Below are 21,154 nucleotides of genomic sequence, written 5' to 3'. Positions count from 1 at the left end.
TAATGGACCTATGGAAACCCCCCTCGAACATCTCGACGTCGTCGTCGTGGGCGCCGGACTCTCGGGTATCGGCGCCGCCTACCGCATCTCCACCGAGCTGCCGGGCAAGACCTTCGCCGTGCTGGAAGCCCGCAGTGCCATCGGCGGCACCTGGGACCTGTTCCGGTACCCCGGCGTCCGCTCCGACAGCGACATGTTCACCCTCGGCTACCCCTTCCGCCCGTGGACCGAGGCCAAGGCCATCGCCGACGGCTCGTCGATCCTCCGGTACATCCGCGACACCGCGGAGGACCCGCGGATCCGCGAGCGTATCCGGTTCCGCACCAGACTCGTCGGTGCGGCGTGGTCCTCCCGGGACGCCCGGTGGACCCTCGAACTCGAGGTCACGGACGACGACGGCGGCACGGAGCGCAGGCAGCTCACGTGCGGGTTCCTCTACCTCTGCAGCGGCTACTACGACTACGAGCACGGGCACGAGCCGGCCTTCCCCGGCCTCGGATCGTTCGAGGGCGAGGTGGTCCGCCCCCAGTTCTGGCCCGAGGACCTGGACTACGCGGGCAAGCGCGTCGTCGTGATCGGCAGCGGCGCCACCGCCGTCACCCTCGTCCCGTCGATGGCAGACGACGCCGCGCACGTGACGATGCTCCAGCGCTCCCCCACCTACATCACGGCCGTGCCGAGCCGTGACAGGTTCTCCGACGCAGCGCGCCGCCATCTGCCCGCGGGGCTCGCCCACCACGTGGCCCGCGCCAAGAACGTCCTGTTCACGCAGGCCTTCTACCAGCTGTGCCGCCGCCGCCCGGAACTCGCCAAGAAACTCATCCGCACCCAGACGGCGCGCATCCTCGGCGACGAGAGGACCGTGCAGGAGAACTTCACCCCGGCTTACAACCCGTGGGACCAGCGCCTCTGCGTCGCGCCGAGTGCGGATTTCTTCCGATCCCTGAAGTCCGGGAAGGCCTCCGTGGTCACGGACACGATCGACACCTTCACACACCGCGGCATCCGGCTCGCGTCCGGGCAGGAACTCGAGGCCGACGTCGTCGTGACCGCCACCGGGCTGTCGATGCTGCCCCTCGGCGGGGCCACCTTCACCGTCGACGGGCACCCCGTGGACCTCGGCGACTCCTGGGTGTACCGGGGGCTCATGGTGAGCGGGGTCCCGAACCTCGCCCTCTGCGTGGGGTACACCAATGCTTCGTGGACGCTCCGCGCGGACCTCAGCTCGCGCTATGTCTGCCGCCTCATCAAATATCTGGACCGCCGCGGCCACCGGTACGGTGCGCCCGTCACCGACGGCGCGATGACGGCACGGCCGATCCTCGACCTCACCTCCGGATACGTGCAGCGCGCGGTCTCGGCCTTCCCCAAGCAGGGCGACCGGCAGCCGTGGACCATGCGCCAGAACTACCTGCTCGACGCGCCGACCGCACTGCACGGCAATCTCGCGAAGAACATGGTCTTCGATGCTCCCGCACCGCCCGCCGCCCCCGCACCCGAGCTACAGGAGATCCACGCATGAGCCTTCGCCCGTTCCGGTTCGCCGGTGCCACCGCCGTCGTCACCGGGGCCGCCGGCGGGATGGGCGAGCACCTTGCCCGCGGCCTCGCCGAGCGCGGGAGCACCCTGCTCCTCGTCGATCGCGATGCGGCACGGCTCGACGCCGTCGTCTCGTTCCTCCGCGCCACCTACCCGGGCATCCGGGTGACGCCCTTCGTCGCGGACCTCTCCGACCGCGCCGCCGTCGAGGGCCTCGCGGCCGACCTCCTCGCCGCGACCGACGCCGTGGACCTGCTGGTCAACAACGCGGGGGTGGCACTCGCCGGGCGTTTCGACCAGATCAGCATCGCGGACTTCGAATGGGTCATGGCCGTCAACTTCACCGCACCGGTCCTGCTTACGCACCACCTGCTGCCGAGGATCAGCCCGGGCGGCCACATCGTCAACGTCTCGAGCCTGTTCGGCCTCGTGGGACCGAAGGGACAGACCGCCTACTCGTCCAGCAAGTTCGCGCTGCGCGGCTTCACGGAGGCCCTGCGCAACGAGCTCCTGCCGCGCGGCATCGGCACCACGACCGTGCACCCCGGCGGCATCCGGACGGACATCGCACGCAACGCCCGGATCGGCGGGAACCTCGACGAGGCCGAGGTGAAGGCTGCCCGGAACGACTTCGACAAGCTCCTCACCTTCCCCGCGGAACGGGCCGCCGAGCTCATGCTCGAGGCCGTGAAGACCCGCCGGCCCCGCCTGCTGATCGGGTTGAGCGCCAAGGTGCCCGACGTCGTCGCCCGGGTGGCGCCGATGTCCTTCGGCCTGCTCGAGCGGCGCGCCTCGCAGCTCGTCCGCCTCGCCCGGACGGTCCGCCGGTGAGCGGGGCACGGGCGGGTCACGCGTCCGGACCGGCGGAATCCCGGCACGACGGCGGCTACCTGCGGGTGGACGGGATCCGCGTCCGCTTCCGGGACGAAGGCGCCCGGGGAAAGCCACCGGTCCTCCTGCTGCACGGCATCGGCCGCAGCCTCGAGGACTGGGAGGGGCTGTACGGCCGGCTCGCGCCGGACCACCGTGTGATCAGCGTGGACCTGCCGGGCTTCGGGCTGTCCGAGCGCACCCGGGGGCGGTACTCGATGGAATCGATGGCGCGGTTCGTGCTCGCCGCGCTCGACACCCTGGGTGAGCACCGGCCCCTGCACCTGGTCGGCAACTCCCTCGGCGGGGCGGTCGCCATGAAGATCAGCGCACTGGCGCCGCAGCGCGTCCGGAGCCTCGTGCTCGTGAACAGCGCCGGCTTCGGCAGGGAGGTCACGCTCGCACTGCGCATCCTCGCCATCACACCGGTGGGCCGCAGGCTCATGAAGGACAAGTCCCGCAAGACCGCGTACCGCACCGAACGCGCCCTGTTCTACGACAGGAGGTTCGTGACCGAGGAACGCCTCGACCACGCGCAGGCCGTCGGCGCGAACCCCGGCCACGACGACGTCCTGCTCGCCGTCGCCCGCCACCTCGGCACCCTCCGCGGAGTACGCCGGCGCTGGCGGACCCGGCTGCTCCGCACCGTCGCAGCGCAGCTGAAACCGACGCTCGTGGTCTGGGGCGACGAGGACCGCGTCCTGCCCGCGTCGCACCTGGAGCACGCGCGCACGGTGTTCCCCCACGCGGAGTTCCACCTCTTCGAGAAGTGCGGGCACATGCCGCAGATCGAGCGGGAAGAGGAATTCGACGCCCTCGTGCGGCGGTTCATCCGAGGCGTGGAGGACTAGTCCAGCCGCTCCCCCTCCCCTTACCTCCGCGCAGGGTCCGTGATGAGATGGACCATGACGCGCGTGATCTACTACACGGCCTCGACCATCACCGGCTTCATCGCCGACGAGCACAACTCCCTGGACTGGCTCTTCGCCGTCGAACCGCCCCCGCCGGGCTCCTACGAGCGATTCCTCGGCACCGTCGGGGTGCTGGTGCAGGGCTCGACGACGTACGAGTGGGTCCTCGCCTTCGAGGGGCTCCTCGACGATCCCGGCAGGTGGGGCACACTGTACGGCGAGCGTCCCACCTTCGTCTTCAGCACCAGGGACCTGCCGATCCCGGCGGGCGCGGACGTGCGGCTCGTCGCCGGTGACGTCCGCGCCGTCGTCGACCGGGTGAGGCAGGCCGCTGGTGGGAAGGACATCTGGATCGTCGGCGGCGGCGACCTCGCCGGCCAGTTCCTCACCGCCGGACTGCTCGACGAGATCCAGGTGGCCGTGGCACCCGTCGCGCTGCCGGGAGGCGCACCGGTGCTGCCCCTGCGCGTCGAATCGGACCGCCTCACGCTGCGGTCCGTCGAGCAGCAGGGGCAGTTCGCGTTCCTGACCTACGACGTCGGCCCCGGACCGCAGTAGGGCGGGGAACCCTGTCCGGAATGCCCGCTCGTACGCGGCACCGCAGGTTCGGTTCCTCCCACCGGTCGGAGCCGATGAGTGGGCATACCGTTTCCTGCCCACTGATCGAGGCCGATCAGTGGGCAGGACCGGCGCGGCACGCCCCGCTGGACGGGCAGGATCGGCGCGGCATGCCCCGATCAGCGGTCGGCGGCCACCGACGGGACGTAGGCCCTGTGCCACCGGTCGAGTTCGGCGAAGAACGCGGCACGGGCCGGCTCGGGCGAGAGCGCGAGGTCATGGATGCCACCCGCGATTCGCACCAGGGTGACGAGCCGACCGAGCTTGGGGGCACGCCCCGCGATGTGGGCGACATCGAGCACCACGTCGGTCGACGAGATGCGGTCGGGCTCCGTCGTGGGGTTCGAGGTGGCGTCGGAACAGGCGACGAGGACGGGGCAGTCGATGGCGAGCCCGCGGTTGAGCTCTGCATGGCCGCGACGGACGGCACGCAGCCACCCCGCGACGACGGGGAAGCCGCCGTGCGGCTTCCACGCCAGGTCGTACTCCCAGGCCCCGCCGGTCTCCCGGTGCAGGTACCGGCCGTACGCGGAGCCGACCTTCCCGACCACGACGCGCGGCCGCAGCGTACCGATCCGGTGGACCGCCGCGGTTCCGAAGGTGCGCTGGAAGAGGCTCGCGTTGAGGTCGAACCACGGGCTGTTGAGGGCGAGCGCGTCGACGATCCCTCGACCGCGCCGCCGGTCGGCCCACAGGGACGTGACCAGCCCACCGGTCGAGTGCGCCATGACCACGAGGACGTCGTGGCCCTCGTCCTCCCGGATGATGCGCGCCGCCTCGTCGAGCTCCTCGTCGTAGTCCTCGAGAGCCGGGATGTAGTTCGGGGTCTGGTGCGCGCGGAGGGACCGTCCGTACTTCCGCAGGTCCAGCGCGTAGAAGTCGAACCCTGCGTCCCGCCAGGCGTCGGCGAGGTCCGTCTGGAAGAAGTAGTCCACGAAGCCGTGGACGTAGAGGACGGCCCGCCGGGATCCGCCCGGCACACGGCTGCGGACGAGCGTCGCGACGACCTCCCCCTCGTCGTCGGGCCGCAGCGGCAGCGTCCGCACCTCGTAGCCGGGCCCCAGGACGTCCTCGCGGTACTCGTCCTGGTGCTGTGTCGTCGTCACTGGCGGTCCTCCCTGCCTTCTCCGGGTGAACGGGACCTTTCCTGGCCGGCCCCGGGGCGATCCGCGACGTTCATCCGCCGTCCGATCCCCGTTCCCAGTGTGTCATCGGTCACCGATATGCTGTCGCCACCGCACACCAACAGGAGCTGATTCACCGTGTCATACAGCCTCACCCGGGGGCACCGTCGCGCACTCACGGCCATCGCCGTCGGCTGCGCCGCCGCCCTCACCCTCGCACCCGCAGCGACCGCCGCACCCGGCGGGAGCAAGGGCCCGCAGGACAAGCCGGTCTCGATCACCGTCCTGGGTACCAGCGACCTCCACGGCTACATCGAGAACTGGGACTACTTCAAGAACGCGGAGTACGACGACGCCGCCGGGAACGACGTCGGACTCGCGAAGATCTCCACCCTCGTGAACCAGGTCCGCGCCGACCGCGGCGAGGAGTCGACGCTGCTGATCGACAACGGCGACACCATCCAGGGCACGTCGCTCACGGACTACTACGCCAACACCGACCCCGTGGACGAGACCGGCGAGCTGCACCCCATGGCCGCCGCGATGAACGCCATGGGCTACGACTCCACCACGCTCGGCAACCACGAGTTCAACTACGGACTGCCCCTCCTGCGGACCTACGAGGACCAGCTCGATTTCCCGCTGCTCGGCGCCAACGTCAAGAACGCGACCACGGGTGAGGACGCCTTCACGCCGTACGTCATCAAGACGATCAAGCTCGCGGGCCAGAAGCCCATCCGGGTCGGCATCCTCGGGCTGACCACGCCCGGCAGCGCCATCTGGGACAGGAACAACGTCGAGGGGGACCTCGAGTTCCTCGACATGGTGGAGCAGGCCCGGAAGTACGTCCCCGAGATGAAGTCCGCGGGAGCGGACGTCGTCGTCGTCAGCTCCCACTCCGGCCCGTCGGGCACGTCCTCCTACGGGGGCGGGCTGCCGGTCGAGAACGCCTCGACGCTGATCGCCGAACAGGTGCCCGGTATCGACGCGATCCTCGCGGGCCACGAGCACCAGGAGATCCCCGAGCGGTTCGTCACCAACCGGCAGACCGGTGAGCAGGTGCTGCTCACCGAGCCGAAGAACTGGGGCATGCGCCTGTCCGTCCTGGACTTCGAGCTGACGAAGGTGCGCGGCCAGTGGGACGTCACCTCGGCGAACTCGGAGCTGCTCGACACCAATACCGTCGAAGCGGACCCGAAGATCTCGGCCATCGCCGCAGAACAGCACCAGCGCGTCATCGACTACGTGAACACCGCGATCGGCACCGCGACCGAGACCATGTCCGCCGCCGATTCGCGCTTCCGCGACACCGCCGTCATGGACTTCGTCAACGAGGTCCAGGCCCAGGCGGTCGACGGGGCCCTGGAGGGGACGCCGCAGGCCGACCTGCCGGTCCTGTCCATCGTGGCACCGTTCAACCGCGCCGCCGTGATCCCCGAGGGGCCCGTCACCATCCGTGACATGGCCGGTCTGTACGTCTTCCCGAACACACTGTTCGGCGTCGAGATGACCGGCGCCCAGGTCAAGGACTACCTCGAGTACTCGGCGAAGTACTTCGCCCAGACCGCTCCGGGCGCCCCGGTGGACCCCGCGACGCTCACGAATGCGGCAGGCACCCCCGACTACAACTACGACATGATGTCCGGGGTGTCCTACGACATCGACATCAGCAAGCCGGTGGGCGAGCGCATCACCGACCTCAGCTACAACGGGGCACCGATCGATCCCGCACAGCGCTTCGCCGTGGCCACGAACAACTACCGGCAGTCCGGCGGCGGCAATTTCCCGCACATCGCCACGGCACCGGTCCTGGTCAACCAGACCACGGAGATCCGCCAGCTGCTCATCGACTACCTGATCGCGCAGGGCACGATCGACCCTGCCTCCTTCTACGAGGAGAACTGGAAGCTCACCCGGAACGGCGAGCCGGTCTTCGACTAGGCAGGACCGTTCCCGCAGGAACGGCACAGGCAACAGCAGGACGCGGACCCGCCGGGTCCGCGTCCTGCTGTTCTTTCGCCCTAGATTGGAGGCATGAGCATCGAGATCTCGACGGCGACGGCCGACGACGCAGCGGCCCTGGCGGCCTGCGCAGCCATCACGTTCCCACTGGCCTGCCCACCCGATTCGCCGCCGGAGGACATCCGGCGCCACATCGAGACCCAGCTCTCGGTCGAGCGGTTCGAGGCGAACATCGACGCACCCGGGCACACGATCCTGTGCCTCCGCGACGGCGAGGAGATCGCCGGATACAGCATGATCGTGCTGAACCAGCCGACGGACGCCGACGTGCTGTCCGCGCTGTCGATCTCACCTGTCGTGGAGCTCAGCAAGTTCTACGTGCATCCCGACCATCACGGCCGCGGATCGGCGGCGGCGCTGATGGCCGCCACCCTGGAGCTCGCCGCCGCATCCGGTCTGCCGGGGGTCTGGCTCGGCGTGAACCAGGAGAACTCCCGTGCCCTCCGGTTCTACACGAAGAACGGTTTCCGCAGGGTGGGGACCAAGCGCTTCCGTCTCGGCGATCGCTTCGAGGACGATTTCATCCTCGAGCAGGCGTTGCCCGCGCGGACGCGGACCGCCGCCTGACCGGCCGCCCGGCTCCGCCTAGCCGACGGTCAGCTCGCCCATGCGGCCCCAGCCCTCGGCTCCGATACGCTCGCTGATGATCTCCGGCGTCTCCACGAGCGCCTGCGGCATGTCCTGCATCGCTCGCGAGAAGTGGTCGCTGTTCACGTGGGCCTCCGCTGCGTCGTCCTGGAAGGCCTCGACCAGCACGAACCGGTTCGGGTCCTCGATGCTGCGCGACCAGTCGAACCACAGGTTGCCGGGTTCCTGCCGCGTCGCCTCCGTGAAGTCGCGGGTCAGGTCGATCCAGCGGTCGCTCCACTCTGGCTTCACGGTGAACTTGACGACGATGAAGATCATGGATGGTGCCTTCCTCAAGGAGATGCGCTCAGGTACTCCTCCAACCTATAAGGTCTCGCCGGAGGGCGCATTCGGCCTCCGGGGGGAGGACGGGTTGTCAGATGGCGAGGCTGGGGTGCAGCTTCTCCAGCGACCAGGACCGGTTGCGGTGGGTCGCGTGCACCGACAGGGCGGCCGCGAGCACGAAGAAGACGAGCAGCTGCGCCGCCGCGATCCACACGACGCCGAGGTCGCCACCGGCGATGAGGTGGCGCAGCCCCTCGACGGCATGCGTCATCGGCAGCAGCGGGCTGAGGAACTGGAAGAAGCCCGGCGCGGTCGCCACGGGATAGGTGCCGCCCGCCGACGTGAGCTGCAGCATCAGCAGCACGAGCGCTACGAGCCGGCCGACGCCCCCGAGGAGCGCGACGAGCGCCTGGTGGATGGCGGTGAAGACGAGCGCCGTGAGGATCGTGAAGGCCACCAGCGCCACCGGATGGGGAGAGGTCAGGCCGACGCCGGCCACCAGGATCCCGAGCAGCACGAGGGCCTGCAGCACCGCGAAGAGCGCGCCCTGCAGGTACCCCGCGGCGGACACGCGCCAGGACGCAGCCGTGGAGGCGAGTGCGCGCGGCGACACGGCCCGGAGCACCGTGTAGGTCACGATGCCGCCGACCCACAGGGCCAGCGGGATGAAGTAGGGGGCCATACCCTCTCCATAGGCGTCGACCGCGTTCGTGTGGGTGCGCTCGATCGACACCGGTGATGCGCCGACGCCGCTCAGCACCGAGCGCGCCGCGTCGTCGTGGTCCGGCACCTCCCCGGCGCCCTGCTCGAGCTGCCGGGCGAGGTCCTGTGAGCCGCCGGCCAGCGTCCCGAGTCCGTCCTCGAGCGCGGTCGCGCCGTCGTACGCCTGCCCGGACCCGTCCGCCAGCGTCGAGGCTCCCCCGGCGACCTCTGTTGCCCCGCTGCTGAGCGTGGCGGCTCCCGTGGCGAGGCGGTCGGCGCCGTCCGACGCCGACACGATGCCGCTCCGGAGTGCCGGCGTGCTGCCGGAGAGCGTGGCGGTTGCTGCCTGCAGCCGCGCTGTCCCGTCCGCGAGATCGGACGCACCCTGCGAGACGTCGCCGGCACCGGTCGCGGTGTCCTTCGCCCCCGTCGCGAGGGTCTGTGTTCCTGTGGCGAGGAGGGCGGCCCCGTCAGCGGCTGCGGACGCCCCGCCGGCGGCGGTCGCGGCGCCGGCGGCGAGGTCGGCGGCCGAGGTGGCGAGGCCTCCCGTGCCGGCCGCGACCTGCTCGCTGCCGGTCGCGGCGGTGTCGGCGACGGAGGCGAGGCGCTGGAGGGCTGCGAGCCGCTCGGGTTCGGGGAGGGAGCCGTAGCCCGCGGCGAGCTGGACGAGCCCGTCGGCGACGGCACGGGAGCCCGTAGCAGCCTGACCCGCCCCCGCCCCGAGCTGGGTGACGCCTGCGGAGAGGGCATCGGCCCCGTTCCCGACCTGCATGACGCCGGCAGCGACATCGCCGAGACCGTCGGCCAGGCCGGCCGCGGACGTGGCGGACCGGGCGGCGCCGTCGGCCACCGCTCGCGTGCCGGCGGCGACCTGGGCGGCTCCGGACTCGAGGGCTGCCCCTCCGGCGGCCGCGGTGTCCGCACCCTCGGCCAGCTGCTGCGACTGCGGCACGAGGTCCGCCGTCGCCGTGTCGAGTTGCTGCAGGCCGCCGGCGAGGTCGGCTGCACCGGTCGAGAGGTCGGCTGCACCGCCGGCGACCTGGGCGCTCCCGGAGGACAGCTCGGCGCTGCCGTCGACGAGGCTGCCCAGTCCGACGACGAGCGCGGCCGATCCCTCGTCCGCGCCCTGTGCGCCGTCGGCGATCCTGCCGGCGCCTTCGCCGGCCTCCGTGAGGCTGCCGTGGAGCGAGGAGAAGCCGAGGTAGATGCTGTCGAGGTAGTCCTCGGTTGCGCCGGACCGCACCTGGCGCTGCAGGTTCGCGGCGATGGTGTTGCCGACCTGGCCGACGATGTAGCTGTCGGCGTCGTTGGTGGTGATGTCGAGCATCGCCTGGGCCGGGGCATCTCCGCCGATCGAGGCGAGCCGCGACGAGAAGTCGGCGGGAATCCCGAGGGTCGCCGCGTAGGTGCCGTCGTCGAGGCCCTCCCGGGCGTCGTCGGCGCTGACGGCGACCCAGGTGAAGCCGGCGTCGTCGGAGGAGGTCAGTCGTTCGGCGAGATCCGCCCCCGCCGAGACGGTGGTCTCCGCGCCGTCCGGGCCGGTCGAGACGGCCGGCTGGTCCTCGTCGACCACGGCGGCCGTGAGGTTCCCGAGCTGGCCCGTGGGGTCCCAGTTGGCGGCGAGGTAGAGCCCGCCGTACAGCGCAGGGATGATCGCGATGACCAGCAGCGCGGCCCTGGACTTCAGGGTGATGCGGAAACGGGAGAGTTCCGTGCGGAGCAGGGAGAACACGGGTTACCTGATTTCGGGGGTCGTGGGTGCTGCGGAGGGCGAGGAGGCGCCGAGGACGTGGACGTGGACGGGGCGCAGGGGAAGCGCACCGAGGGGGTGCCCGGCGTCGAGGACGTCGTCCAGTTCCTGCCGGTCCTGGCAGGTGGCGACGATGGTCAGCGGCATGCCGTTCCGGTCCCGGGTGCGTTCCAGGGTCAGGAGGGCGGCCCACGCTGCACGGCGTTCGTCTGCGGTGCGGAGCTGGTCGACATCGTCGACGACGAGGAGGTCGGGGCCGGAGACGAGGGCGAGGACGAGGCTCAGCGTGAATCGCGCCACGGGCGACGCATCGCGGACGAGTTCGGTGCGGTGCAGGCGTGCCTGGGCGAGCGCCTTCACCGCCGCGTCGTCGCCGAGCGCGTCCCCGAGCGCGGTGAGCAGGTCATTGGCTGCGGTGATGGTGCGGTCCACCCGGTGGCGTGATGCGGAGCGTTTCCACCACGGCCCGGCGAGCGTGAGTGCCTCGGCCACATGGTGCTTCACCGTGAGCGTCTCGTCCAGCGGCACCACGGTGGCGTTGCCCGTGAAGCCGACCCTCCGCCGCACGGCTCCTGCAGAGCGCGGCAGTGCGAGGCCGAGGACCGTCATGCGCCCCGAGGTGACGGGCAGCCGTCCCGCGAGCGCCAGTGCGAGGGCGCTCTTGCCGGTCCCGGAGGCGCCGGCCAGGACCGCGAGCGATCCGGCGGCGATGTGGAGGGAAACGCCCTCGAAGATGGTCCGCTGCCCGGCGCGCAGCATCAGGTCCTCAGCCTCGAGGGCCGGAGCGGGATGCGTCCGGGAGGCATCGTTCGGAGGGAGCAGGGAGAGGGTCATCGCGGTCCTTCATTTCAATACCGAGAGTATTCAATACCAATGGTATCGTAAGTGGAGGAGGACACATGACAGCATCGGGTACGGCAGCATCGGGTACGGCAGCATCGGGTACGGCAGCATCGAGCAGGACGGCGGACAGGCCGCGGCGTCGCCCGCGCCGCGAGGACGTCCGCGCGGGCCTGCTCGCCGCGGCCCTGGAGGTCTTCGAGGAGATCGGCTACGTGGCAGCCCGGCTCGACACCATCGCCGAACGCGCCGGGTACACGAAGGGCGCCGTCTACTCCAATTTCGGCTCCAAGCAGGAACTGTTCGCCACCCTGCTCGGCGAACGGCTGGCCGACACCGCCGCGGACGTCCTCAGTCAGCTCGATGACGTGACGTCGCTGGACGAGACCGTCCTGCACACCGCCCGCTACCTCGCCCGCGGAGTCCTGCGGGAGCAGCGCTGGCACGCCCTCGTCGTCGAGTTCGCGCTGCAGGCCGGCCGCGACCCGGAGGTGGGCGCCGTCTTCCGCGAGCACCGCCGCAACCGCCGCCTGCTGCTCGCCACGACACTGGCCGAGCGGGCGGCCGCCTTCGGCGCGCCGTCGGACCCCGAGCACTACACCGTGTTCGCGACCATCCTGCTGGCCACCGTGAACGGCATGGCCGTGGAGTGCGCCGCGGACCCCGAAGCCGTCACCGAGGAGCAGATCACCGACAGCATCGCGGCCGTCCTGCACGCGGCCCTCGCGGCCTAGCATCCACGCCGCTGCCCACGGAGCCGGTGGGGGTACCGTGGTCCCGGGCGCCGACGGAGGTACCGGCGCCGCCGGACGCGACACCCCGGCACGCGGGCCGCCCTCGGAAGCCGCACGGGAAGGACGGGCATGGACTGGGACGTACTGCTGCGCATCGCCGTCGCCGTCCTCGCCACCTATGCGGCCTTCCTCCTCTTCCTGGCCGTGTACGCGCGGCGGCACCCGGAGGTCCTGTCGCCGGCCGACGTGGTGCGCCTCGGGCCCGACCTCCTGCGGCTCGTGCGGCGCCTCGCTGCGGACCCTGCCGTCCCCCGGCGGGTGCGGATCCTGCTCGTGGGCCTCGTGGTGTACCTGGTCCTGCCGATCGACCTCGTCCCCGACATCCTGCCCGTCATCGGATACGCGGACGACGTCGTCCTCGTCGCCGTCGTCCTGCGCGCCGTGGTGCGCGGCGCGGGCCCGGACGCGCTGCAGCGGCACTGGCCGGGCTCCGACGGCGGCCTCCGCCTGGTCCGCAGGCTGGCGGGCCTCAGGGATCCCGACGCGGGCGGGCCCGGCCGCAATACGGCGTAACTTAAAGGAAGGACCGGCTTTTGAACGGGCGTAATCTCCTCCGCATGCAGCACTCTCCGGGATCGATCCCCACTCTTGACCTCAGTACCGCACGTTCCGCCGATGGTTCCTTCAACCCCGGCTTCATCGAGGAACTGCGCGAAGCCGCCCACACCGTCGGCTTCTTCCACGTCATCCACTACGGTGCAGCGCCCACCCAGGTGGACGACCTGTTCTCCGTCACGCGCCGGTTCTTCGACCTACCGCTCGAGGAGCGGCTGAAGATCCACAACCAGTCGTCGCCGCACTTCCGCGGGTACGCCGGCCTCGGCACCGAGATCACGCGCGGCCGGCCCGACGCCCGCGAGCAGATCGACTTCTCCCCCGAGCGCGAGGCGCTCGGCGACTACCCTGCCGACGAGCCGTACTGGCTGCTCCAGGGCCCCAACCTGTGGCCGCGCGAGGCGCTGCCCGAACTCGAGGAACAGGCCATGGCCTGGGCCGGGCTGATGTCCACCGTGGGCGCCGAGCTGCTCTCGGCCATCGCCGTCGCCCTCCACCTGCCCGAGGACTACTTCGCGGAGCCCTTCGAGCGCACTCCCGCCTGGATGGCCAAGCTCGTGCACTACGTCGGCGGCGTCGTCGAGGGCGCCGGGTCGCAGGGCGTCGGAGCCCACGCCGACTACGGCTTCGTGACGCTCCTGCTGCAGGACGAGGTGGGCGGCCTCGAGGTCCTCCCCCACAGCACGGACGAGTGGGTGCCCGTCACGCCGATCCCCGGGGCCCTCGTGGTCAACCTGGGCGAGATGCTCGAGGTGGCCACCGAGGGCTACCTCGCGGCCACCATCCACCGTGTGACCTCCCCTGCGCCCGGCGTGGACCGCTACGCCATCCCGTTCTTCTGGTCGCCTCGCCTGGACGCCGTGATCGAGCCCGTGCCCCTCACGGACGAGCTGAGGGCTGCCGCACGCGGCATCTCGGACGACCCCGAGAACCCCATGCTCTCGTCCTACGGCTCGAACGTGCTCAAGGGCCGCCTGCGCGCACACCCGGACGTCACCGAGCTCCATCACCCGGAGCTCCTCCCGAGGTAGCCGCACTCAGCAGCACACGACGGCGGCACCCGCGCGGGTGCCGCCGTCAGGGCGCCTCGATCAGGGTGCCCGGCCAGATCCTGATCGCCCCCTCGTCCGGCGGATGAACGCGCTGCGCGCTCATCGGCGACACCCGGGCATCATCCTCCTGCGGCCGGCGGCCCCCTGACGGTCCTCATCCCGAAGAACGTCCCGTGCGTCCTACGCGGGACCGGCCACCCAGCGGATACGGATGGGTCCGCGGGCGTCGGGCTCCACCACCTCGCCCTTCTGGGTCACGTCGACCCGCCCCTCGGCAGCCAGCTCGAACGCGATGCGGCGTGCGGCAGACATGAGGTCCCGCCACTGTCCGCCGCCGATGCTCCGGGCGGCATCCGACGGGCACAGCGTCTTGTCGCTGCCGCGCTGCTCCGCGATGCGCAGGATCTCCGCCCGCAACACCTCGTCGGCAGCACGTTCACCCATCGCCGGATCGCTTCCGCGCCGGACCGTCGGGTCGAGGCGGGTGCAGCGCATCGAGTTCCTTCAGCGCTGCGGTCCACCGTGCCTTCCTCTCCGGCTCCGACTGCTCCCACCACGGCGTCCCCCGCTCACCGAGTCCTTCCTTCGCCAGCTGCACGGTGCGTCGGGCCCGCGGCAGCGCCGCGCCGTCGTCGCCCTTCGCACTGTTGCGGACCCCGGAGCGCCCGCGCCCGAGGTGGGACATGAGCCGCGCCTTCACGTCCTCGGGCAGCGAGGGATCGGTCCTCCGCCAGCGGCGTCCGCCGGAGAGGAAGAACCGTTCGTCGTCGCTCGTGCCGCTCAGATCCTTCATGGTCCGCCCGTCAGCTCGAGGACCCGGGAGGCCCGACGAGCAGGAGCACCGAGAAGACCACCGAGATGCCGACCACCGCGACCAGCAGGGCGACGAACGGGCTCCGCAGCACCCACGCCTGGACCTGCTCCAGCGGGTTCCGGGGTGCCTCCGCCCCCGGTGCGAGCCGCCAGGCGCCGGCCAGCTGCCCGCGGCGCTCGATCCACCGCTCGAAGGGGACGGTGGCGAACGGGACGATGGCCGAGGCGAGTCCCAGCAGGCCCGTCAGGACCGACCAGCGCTGGTTGATCCAGATGAAGACCGTCGTGACCACGAAGCAGAGGAACACGAACCCGTGCACGGCTCCCGCCGGCGGCACGAGCGCCTCGGTGGTGCGGGCGACGTACTTGAAGAACATGCCCAGCAGGAGGAAGGCCCAGGTCACCGCCTCCGCGACTGCGACGGTGCGGAATAGCGTGCGGGGATTCATGGCGTGCTCCTGATCGGTGGTCGGATGGTGCCAATTCTTCCATCCCCGTATCCTTGACTGGCCCTCCCCCGGGATGCGTCGCGTGCCGAAGGGTCCCCGTGGATCCGCGCGGAGCCGCCGTGGCCCCACCGTGAGCCCGTCGCGTCGACGTCGGAGGGGTGTGATGGACTGGCCGTCCCTGCCGGCACGACGAGAGGTTCCGCAGCCCATGTTCCTGCTCGACGCCGACGGCGGTTCCGGCACCGGCCGTCCCGATCTGGTCTTCTCGGCGACGGACCTCGTGACGGCGTCAGAGTGCGGGTACCGGCTGCTGCGCGTTCTCGACGAGAAGCTGGGACGGGCACCGCGCGCGGAGTTCCCGGCGGACCCGATGCTGCAGCGGGCAGCCGTCCTCGGCGACGTGCACGAGCGCCGGGTCCTCGACGAGCTGGTGGGCGAGCACGGACTCTGGTCGCCGGGCAACCCGCGGGGCGTGTACGACGTCGAACCGGCCGCGTCCATGGACCGCGCCACGCTGGCGGAGAAGCACGAGGAGTCGCTCCGCGCGCTCCGCTCGGGGGCGTCCGTCGTCTTCCAGGCCGCCTTCTTCGACGGCACGTTCCACGGTCGCTCCGACTTCCTCGTCCGCCAGGAGGACGGGTCCTACGCAGTCTGGGACACCAAGCTCGCGCGCCACGCGAAGGTCGGCGCACTGCTGCAGCTCGCCGCCTACGGCGACCAGCTGCAGGCGGCCGGCATCCCGACGTCGCCCGAGGTGACCCTGGTGCTGGGCGACCGCACCACCAGTGTCCACAGCCTGCCCGACCTGCTGCCCGTGTTCCGCGAGCGGCGGTCCCGCTTCCTCGATCTCGTCCACGGCCACCGGGACCAGGCGGACCCGGTAACGTGGGGCGCCGCCACCCACACCGCCTGCGGGCGCTGCGACTACTGCACCGAGCAGGTCGCGGCGACGCGCGACCTGCTGCTCGTCGCCGCCATGACGGGCGAGCGCCGGGCGCGGCTCAATGGCGAGGGCGTCACCACCATCGACCAGCTCGCGGTCATGGCACCGCGTCCCGAGGACCCGTCCCTGACCCGCCTGCAGGAGCAGGCGCGGCTGCAGGTGGGCCTCGCCGAGGTCGACGGCGGCGTCACCTACCGCGACGCCGCCGGCGAGGACCGGACGCTCTCCTACCGCGTCCTCCCGCAGCACACGCTGTCCACCCTGCCCGCACCGAGCAGGGGCGACATCTTCTTCGACTTCGAGGGCGATCCGCTGTGGCAGGATCCGGCGGACGGGAGCTGGGGCATCGAGTACCTGTTCGGCGTGCTGGAGCAGCCTGCCGACGACGGCGGCGAACCTCCGTTCCGCCCGTTCTGGGCCCACAGCCGCGCGCAGGAGCGCGGCGCCTTCACCCGCTTCCTCGACTACGTGGCGCAGCGTCGGCAGCAGTACCCCGACCTGCACGTCTACCACTACGCCGCCTACGAGAAGACCGCTCTGCGCCGGCTGTCGCTGGTCCACGTGGTCGGGGAGGACGCCGTGGACACGCTGCTGCGCGACGGCGTGCTCGTGGACCTCTATGACACGGTGCGCTCCAGCCTCCGCATCTCCGACCGTTCCTACAGCCTCAAGAAGCTCGAGCCGCTCTACATGGGCAGCACGCTCCGCTCCGGGGACGTGACGGACGCCGGAGCCTCGGTGGTGGCCTATGCGGCCTACTGCACGGCGCGCGACGCCGGCGACGAGGCAGCGGCGGCGGAGATCCTCGCCGGCATCAGCGACTACAACACCTACGACTGCCTCTCCACGCTCCGGCTCCGCGACTGGCTGCTCGACCTGGAGGAGCGGCACGCCGACCGCCGGCGCCCGCCGGTCCCGCCCGCCATCACGGAGGACGCCCTGCCCGCCTACGGGCCCGCGCCCGAAGAGGCCAGGCTGCTGGATCACCTCGATGGGCTCTCCCCGGAGGAGGCACGGCACCCCGACCAGCAGGCCGTGGCACTCGTCGCCGCCGCGGTGGGCTACCACCGCCGGGAGCGCAAGCAGTTCTGGTGGTCCCACTTCGACCGCCTCTCCTCCCCCGCCCACGAGTGGGACCGGGCGCGGGACGTCCTGGTGTTCCGCAGTCTCGAGGTCGTCGAGGACTGGGCGAAACCGACATCCCGTGCGAACCCGGTACGGATCCTGAAGGGCACGGCCCGCCTGCAGCCCGGAGCGGACATCCGTGAGGGCTCCTCCTACTTCGCGATCTACGACGCCCCGGTGCCGGTCGGAGCCGACACCGTGGACAGCGGCGGCAGCGGGAGGGGCGGCTGGTTCGGCATCGAGGTGCTCGACCTGACAGAGGACGGCGACGGCACCACCACGGCCGTCCTCCGGGAGAAGCTCCGGCGCGGTGCGGAACCGCGGCCCGAGCTTCCCGTGGCACTCTCCCCCGACCAGCCCCTGCTGACGAGGTCCCTGCAGGATGCGCTCGTCGAACTGGCGGACCGCGTGGGCCGGGCACTGCCCGACCTGCCCCCGGGACCTGCGCTCGACCTCCTCCGGCGGATCCCCCCGCGCCTGCCGGCCGGCGCCTCCCTGCCCGCCGTCCCGCACGGCACCGGAGGCTACGCGGAGGCGATCACCACCGCGCTGCGACTGCTCCGGGGCTCCTATCTCGCCGTCCAGGGGCCTCCCGGGACGGGCAAGACGCACGTCGGCGCGGAGGTCGTCGCACGGCTGGTACGCCTCGGCTGGAAGGTCGGCGTCGTGGCGCAGTCCCACGCCGTCGTCGAGAACCTGCTCTGCCGGGCGATGGAGGCAGGCGTCCCCGAGGAGCTCGTGGCGAAGAAGCCGAAGGAGGCGGACGCGGCGACCCCGTGGAGCCGGCGCTCGGACGACGACGTCGCCCGCCTCGTCGAGGCGGAGGGCGGCTGCCTGGTGGGCGGCACGGCGTGGACGATGACAGGCCGTGCCGTCCCCGCCGCATCGCTCGACCTGCTGGTCATCGACGAGGCCGGTCAGTTCTCGCTGGCGAACACCATGGCCGTCGCGCGGGCCGCCCGCAGGCTCCTCCTGCTGGGTGACCCGCAGCAGCTGCCGCAGGTCACCCAGGGGATCCACCCCGAGCCGGTCGACGATTCGGCGCTGGGCTGGCTCTCGGCGGGTGCCGCCACCCTGCCGCCGGACGTCGGCTACTTCCTCGCGGACACGTGGCGCATGCACCCGGACCTCTGCCGCGCCGTCTCCCGCTTCGCCTACGACGGCCGCCTCACCACGGCCCCTGCGGCGCGGGAGCGGCTCCTGGCCGGGCAGGCTCCCGGCATCGAGTGCGTCTCGGTGGACCACGACGGCAATGCCACGTCGTCCGTCGAGGAGGCTGCCGAGGTCCTCGCCCAGGTCCGGCGGCACCTCGGCGTGCCGTGGACGCCCGACGCAGGGGCTCCGCCCCGACCGCTGGGGCAGGCCGACCTCCTGGTGGTGGCCGCCTACAACGCGCAGGTACAGCTCGTCCGGGAGACCCTGTCCGCGGCGGGATATCGGAACGTCAGGGTCGGGACCGTGGACAGGTTCCAGGGCCAGCAGGCCGCCGTCGTGATCGTCAGCATGGCGGCGTCGTCCGCTGCCGAGGCACCGCGGGGCATCGGTTTCCTGCTGAACCGCAACCGGATCAACGTCGCCGTCTCGCGCGGCCAGTGGCGGGCGGTCATCGTCCGCTCCCCCCGGCTGACCCATCACCTGCCCGCGACCCCGGCAGCGCTCGAGGAGCTCGGCGCCTTCATCGGCCTCTGCGACGGCACGGGCTGACGGCGCGGATCGACGACGCGGACGGCGCGCTCCGGGCGGTGCCGTCTGACGGGAGCAGACCACGCCGCGTGCGGTCCGACCCTTAACGAAGAAGCAGGCCGGACCGGAGTCCGACCTGCTTCCCACGAAAAGATCTAGTTGAAGATCCGAGCCTTAGAGGGGCTGGATGTTCGACGCCTGAGGACCCTTGGGGCCCTGCTCGGTGTCGAAGCTGACCTTCTGGTTCTCATCGAGCGAGCGGTAGCCGCTCGCGTTGATGGCGGAGAAGTGTGCGAACACGTCTGCGCTTCCGTCGTCGGGAGCAATGAATCCAAAGCCCTTTTCAGCGTTGAACCACTTCACGGTACCTGTTGCCATTTTTGTTTATCCTTCTGAAATTCAGACGCGATCCGACTTTCGGAACGCCCCAGTCGCGGCGTGCTTGTCCGCTTTTTCAGAGACGCGGCCTATCCCGCGAGGGCTAAACCGCGCGAAATACAAATGCGCAACACTACAACCGGGATCCACTTAACCAAACGTTGGAGGGTAAAGGCAAGCAGAGTCCGAAGGTTTTTTGATCCGTGACCCTCAGGCGGCGACGGGGAGCATGGTTCCGGCGAGCAATTCGAAGGAGCGCAGCCAGGCGTCGGTGGTGCCGGCCTGGGTCGCGACGATGAGTTCGTCGGCCCCGATCCGGTCGCTGAAGCGCTCCAGGTAGTCCCGGACGACGTCGGGGGTCCCCACGGCGCTGTAGCGCGCCATGTCGGCCATCTGCTGGCCGCCCGGCGACGCGAGGATTGCCTCGGACTCCTCACGGGTGAAGGTCTGCCCGCGCCCGAGGAGGAGTGTCACGCGTCGCAGCATCGCCTCGTGGAACTCGTGGTGGGCGTCGGTGGCGCTGTCGGCCGCGATGACGTTGACCCCGGCGATGAAGTGTGGCTTCTCCGCCTGCGCCGACGGCGTGAACTCCCGGCGGTAGATGGCTGCGGCGTCCAGCAGGGCCTGCGGTGCGAAGTGGGAGGCGAAGGCGAAGGGCAGGCCGAGGGCGGCGGCGAGCCGGGCGCCGAAGAGGGAGGAGCCGAGGATGTACAGCGGGACGTTCGTGCCCTTGCCGGGAGTGGCCTGCACACCCGGGACCCGCGTCTCACCGGTCAGGTACCCCTGCAGTTCGAGGACGTCGGAGGGGAAGCTGTCGGCCGACATCGGATCACGACGCAGTGCACGGGCGGTGACCTGGTCGCTGCCGGGCGCCCGGCCGAGGCCGAGGTCGATCCGCCCCGGATGCAGGCTCTCGAGGGTGCCGAACTGCTCCGCGATCGTCAGCGGCGAGTGGTTGGGCAGCATGACCCCGCCGGCTCCGAGGCGGATGGTCGACGTGTGGGCGGCGACGTGCGCGATCAGCACGCTCGTGGCCGACGACGCGATGCTGCCCATGTTGTGGTGCTCGGCGTACCAGATCCGGCGGTAGCCCCACGATTCCGCGTGCTGCGCGAGCGACACGCTGGAGGCGAACGTCTCGGCGGGCGTCGAGCCCTCGGCGACCTGCGCCAGATCCAGGATGGACAGGGGGACAGACATGGGATGCACCTCTCGATTTCCGGGACCGCGGCGGGGGCCGCGGACCTCTTGAGGGAACGGTTGCCCGGGTGCATCTATTTCCTGCGCCCGCCCGAGGACGGCGCGGTCGCGCGCTGCAGGGCGCCCTGACAGACTGGGGCCATGCCGAACAGCGAACCGCAGACCTCCGAAGCCGCGCTCCGGGAGCGCCAGGACCACCTCGTCCGGGCACTCGCCGTCGAGCAGAACACCGAACGCCTGCAGTCCCTGAGCGATGAGCTGGAGGCCGTGCAGCGGCGCCTGGAACAGGCCCGCACCACCTGATCAGGGTCCGCCGGGCGGCGTCTCGATGGTGAGGACGCCCTGCGCGCTGCCGTCCCTCGCCGCGTAGGTGTGCCCGGTGTCGGCGGGCCACGAGGAGGACTCCCCTGCCCGGACGAGCGCCTCGGCGCCCGACGGTCCCACGCAGGCCGTCCCCCGTACCACCCGCAGATGCTCCACGGTGCCGTGGCGGTGTGGCGGCGAGACCCGCGTGCCCCGCGCGGCGATGGTGAGCCAGAAGACCTCGGTGGTGCCGCCGTCGTCGTGCGTCCGGACCGTCAGCAGGCGGGCGTCGACGACCCCGTCCGGGACGCTGTGCCCGGTTCCGTCCCCCACGAGTCCCGTGAGCGGCACCCCGAGTGGACCGGCGAGCGCGTAGAGCGTCTCGAGCGTCGGATTGCGGGTGCCGGCCTCGAGCTCGGACAGCGTCCCCTTCCCGATGCCTGCGCGGGACGCGAGACCGCTCAGCGTGAACCCCTGTGCTCGTCGCAGTTCCGTGATGCGCCGGGCGACGGCGGCCCGCGGCGACACATCGCGGGTGGGCTTGTCCTCGGGCATCCCTGCATCCTACGCT

The 21,154-nt window shown here is 71.1% G+C and carries 21 protein-coding genes; 11 read left to right on the top strand and 10 right to left on the bottom strand.

Annotated elements, in window-relative coordinates:
* The first annotated feature begins 10 nt into the window (after positions 1-10).
* From ACX80U_RS03350 to ACX80U_RS03335, 4 genes are read left to right on the top strand one after another with little or no spacing between them, the layout of a single operon-like run.
* Positions 11-1,522: a flavin-containing monooxygenase gene (locus ACX80U_RS03350; protein WP_459267406.1), complete on the top strand. Its 1,512-nt coding sequence runs from the start codon at positions 11-13 to the stop codon at positions 1,520-1,522.
* Positions 1,519-2,370, top strand: a complete 852-nt coding sequence (locus tag ACX80U_RS03345) for an SDR family NAD(P)-dependent oxidoreductase (RefSeq protein ID WP_459267405.1) — start codon at positions 1,519-1,521, stop codon at positions 2,368-2,370. The genes ACX80U_RS03350 and ACX80U_RS03345 overlap by 4 nt, the downstream gene beginning before the upstream one ends.
* On the top strand, positions 2,367-3,260 hold the full coding sequence (locus tag ACX80U_RS03340) for an alpha/beta fold hydrolase (protein WP_459267404.1): 894 nt from the start codon (positions 2,367-2,369) through the stop codon (positions 3,258-3,260). Before ACX80U_RS03345 ends, ACX80U_RS03340 begins: the two co-directional genes overlap by 4 nt.
* A 54-nt stretch (positions 3,261-3,314) precedes the next feature.
* Complete coding sequence (locus ACX80U_RS03335) at positions 3,315-3,878, top strand: dihydrofolate reductase family protein (protein ID WP_133082915.1); 564 nt, start codon at positions 3,315-3,317, stop codon at positions 3,876-3,878.
* Positions 3,879-4,057: 179 nt separating this feature from the next.
* Here ACX80U_RS03335 and ACX80U_RS03330 read toward each other — a convergent pair whose 3' ends face one another.
* Positions 4,058-5,044 (bottom strand): alpha/beta hydrolase, encoded by a 987-nt coding sequence (locus tag ACX80U_RS03330; protein WP_459267403.1) that lies wholly within the window; start codon positions 5,042-5,044, stop codon positions 4,058-4,060.
* Positions 5,045-5,200: 156 nt separating this feature from the next.
* Here ACX80U_RS03330 and ACX80U_RS03325 point away from each other — a divergent pair, with 156 nt between their 5' ends.
* Both ACX80U_RS03325 and ACX80U_RS03320 read left to right on the top strand, forming a co-directional pair.
* Positions 5,201-7,003 carry a bifunctional metallophosphatase/5'-nucleotidase gene (locus tag ACX80U_RS03325; protein WP_459267402.1) on the top strand — a complete coding sequence of 601 codons (1,803 nt, stop codon included), beginning with the start codon at positions 5,201-5,203 and terminating at the stop codon, positions 7,001-7,003.
* 93 nt (positions 7,004-7,096) lie between these two features.
* Entirely contained in the window at positions 7,097-7,651 is a 555-nt protein-coding gene (locus ACX80U_RS03320; protein ID WP_208740086.1) for a GNAT family N-acetyltransferase, read from the top strand.
* Positions 7,652-7,669: 18 nt separating this feature from the next.
* On the opposite strand, the gene ACX80U_RS03315 is transcribed toward ACX80U_RS03320, so the two are convergent.
* The 3 genes from ACX80U_RS03315 to ACX80U_RS03305 all read right to left on the bottom strand — a co-directional run bounded on the left by ACX80U_RS03315 (position 7,670) and on the right by ACX80U_RS03305 (position 11,282).
* A complete protein-coding gene (locus ACX80U_RS03315; protein WP_459267401.1) occupies positions 7,670-7,990 on the bottom strand; it encodes a putative quinol monooxygenase in 321 nt (106 codons plus the stop codon).
* 97 nt (positions 7,991-8,087) lie between these two features.
* On the bottom strand, positions 8,088-10,430 hold the full coding sequence (locus tag ACX80U_RS03310) for a YhgE/Pip family protein (protein WP_459267400.1): 2,343 nt from the start codon (positions 10,428-10,430) through the stop codon (positions 8,088-8,090).
* 3 nt (positions 10,431-10,433) lie between these two features.
* Complete coding sequence (locus ACX80U_RS03305) at positions 10,434-11,282, bottom strand: ATP-binding cassette domain-containing protein (protein WP_459267399.1); 849 nt, start codon at positions 11,280-11,282, stop codon at positions 10,434-10,436.
* Positions 11,283-11,347: 65 nt separating this feature from the next.
* Between ACX80U_RS03305 and ACX80U_RS03300 the strand changes: the two genes are divergently transcribed.
* The 3 genes from ACX80U_RS03300 (at position 11,348) to ACX80U_RS03290 (ending at position 13,668) form a co-directional block, all read left to right on the top strand.
* Complete coding sequence (locus tag ACX80U_RS03300; RefSeq protein WP_459267398.1) at positions 11,348-12,022, top strand: TetR/AcrR family transcriptional regulator; 675 nt, start codon at positions 11,348-11,350, stop codon at positions 12,020-12,022.
* A 129-nt stretch (positions 12,023-12,151) separates the two neighbouring features.
* A complete protein-coding gene (locus ACX80U_RS03295; protein WP_459267397.1) occupies positions 12,152-12,595 on the top strand; it encodes a DUF1232 domain-containing protein in 444 nt (147 codons plus the stop codon).
* Positions 12,596-12,639: 44 nt separating this feature from the next.
* A complete protein-coding gene (locus ACX80U_RS03290) occupies positions 12,640-13,668 on the top strand; it encodes an isopenicillin N synthase family dioxygenase (protein ID WP_459267396.1) in 1,029 nt (342 codons plus the stop codon).
* Between the two features lie 201 nt (positions 13,669-13,869).
* On the opposite strand, the gene ACX80U_RS03285 is transcribed toward ACX80U_RS03290, so the two are convergent.
* Genes ACX80U_RS03285 through ACX80U_RS03275 form a run of 3 tightly spaced genes read right to left on the bottom strand, consistent with a single transcriptional unit; the run spans position 13,870 to position 14,951 of the window.
* A complete protein-coding gene (locus ACX80U_RS03285; protein WP_459267395.1) occupies positions 13,870-14,133 on the bottom strand; it encodes a DUF3253 domain-containing protein in 264 nt (87 codons plus the stop codon).
* Positions 14,126-14,482 (bottom strand): hypothetical protein, encoded by a 357-nt coding sequence (locus tag ACX80U_RS03280; protein ID WP_459267394.1) that lies wholly within the window; start codon positions 14,480-14,482, stop codon positions 14,126-14,128. Before ACX80U_RS03280 ends, ACX80U_RS03285 begins: the two co-directional genes overlap by 8 nt.
* Before the next feature lie 10 nt (positions 14,483-14,492).
* On the bottom strand, positions 14,493-14,951 hold the full coding sequence (locus ACX80U_RS03275; RefSeq protein ID WP_459267393.1) for a DUF3817 domain-containing protein: 459 nt from the start codon (positions 14,949-14,951) through the stop codon (positions 14,493-14,495).
* Positions 14,952-15,159: 208 nt separating this feature from the next.
* Here ACX80U_RS03275 and ACX80U_RS03270 point away from each other — a divergent pair, with 208 nt between their 5' ends.
* A complete protein-coding gene (locus tag ACX80U_RS03270) occupies positions 15,160-18,723 on the top strand; it encodes a TM0106 family RecB-like putative nuclease (RefSeq protein WP_459267627.1) in 3,564 nt (1,187 codons plus the stop codon).
* Between the two features lie 153 nt (positions 18,724-18,876).
* On the opposite strand, the gene ACX80U_RS03265 is transcribed toward ACX80U_RS03270, so the two are convergent.
* Together ACX80U_RS03265 and ACX80U_RS03260 are read right to left on the bottom strand one after the other, a co-directional pair.
* On the bottom strand, positions 18,877-19,080 hold the full coding sequence (locus ACX80U_RS03265; RefSeq protein WP_026533290.1) for a cold-shock protein: 204 nt from the start codon (positions 19,078-19,080) through the stop codon (positions 18,877-18,879).
* A 210-nt stretch (positions 19,081-19,290) separates the two neighbouring features.
* Positions 19,291-20,280: an LLM class flavin-dependent oxidoreductase gene (locus tag ACX80U_RS03260; RefSeq protein WP_208740632.1), complete on the bottom strand. Its 990-nt coding sequence runs from the start codon at positions 20,278-20,280 to the stop codon at positions 19,291-19,293.
* Between the two features lie 141 nt (positions 20,281-20,421).
* Here ACX80U_RS03260 and ACX80U_RS03255 point away from each other — a divergent pair, with 141 nt between their 5' ends.
* Positions 20,422-20,583: a hypothetical protein gene (locus ACX80U_RS03255; RefSeq protein WP_459267392.1), complete on the top strand. Its 162-nt coding sequence runs from the start codon at positions 20,422-20,424 to the stop codon at positions 20,581-20,583.
* Here ACX80U_RS03255 and ACX80U_RS03250 read toward each other — a convergent pair whose 3' ends face one another.
* Complete coding sequence (locus ACX80U_RS03250) at positions 20,584-21,138, bottom strand: helix-turn-helix domain-containing protein (RefSeq protein ID WP_459267391.1); 555 nt, start codon at positions 21,136-21,138, stop codon at positions 20,584-20,586.
* Positions 21,139-21,154 lie beyond the last annotated feature (16 nt).

This window comes from Arthrobacter sp. TmT3-37, assembly GCF_054510835.1.
This window is presented reverse-complemented; position numbering and strand designations above follow the sequence as displayed.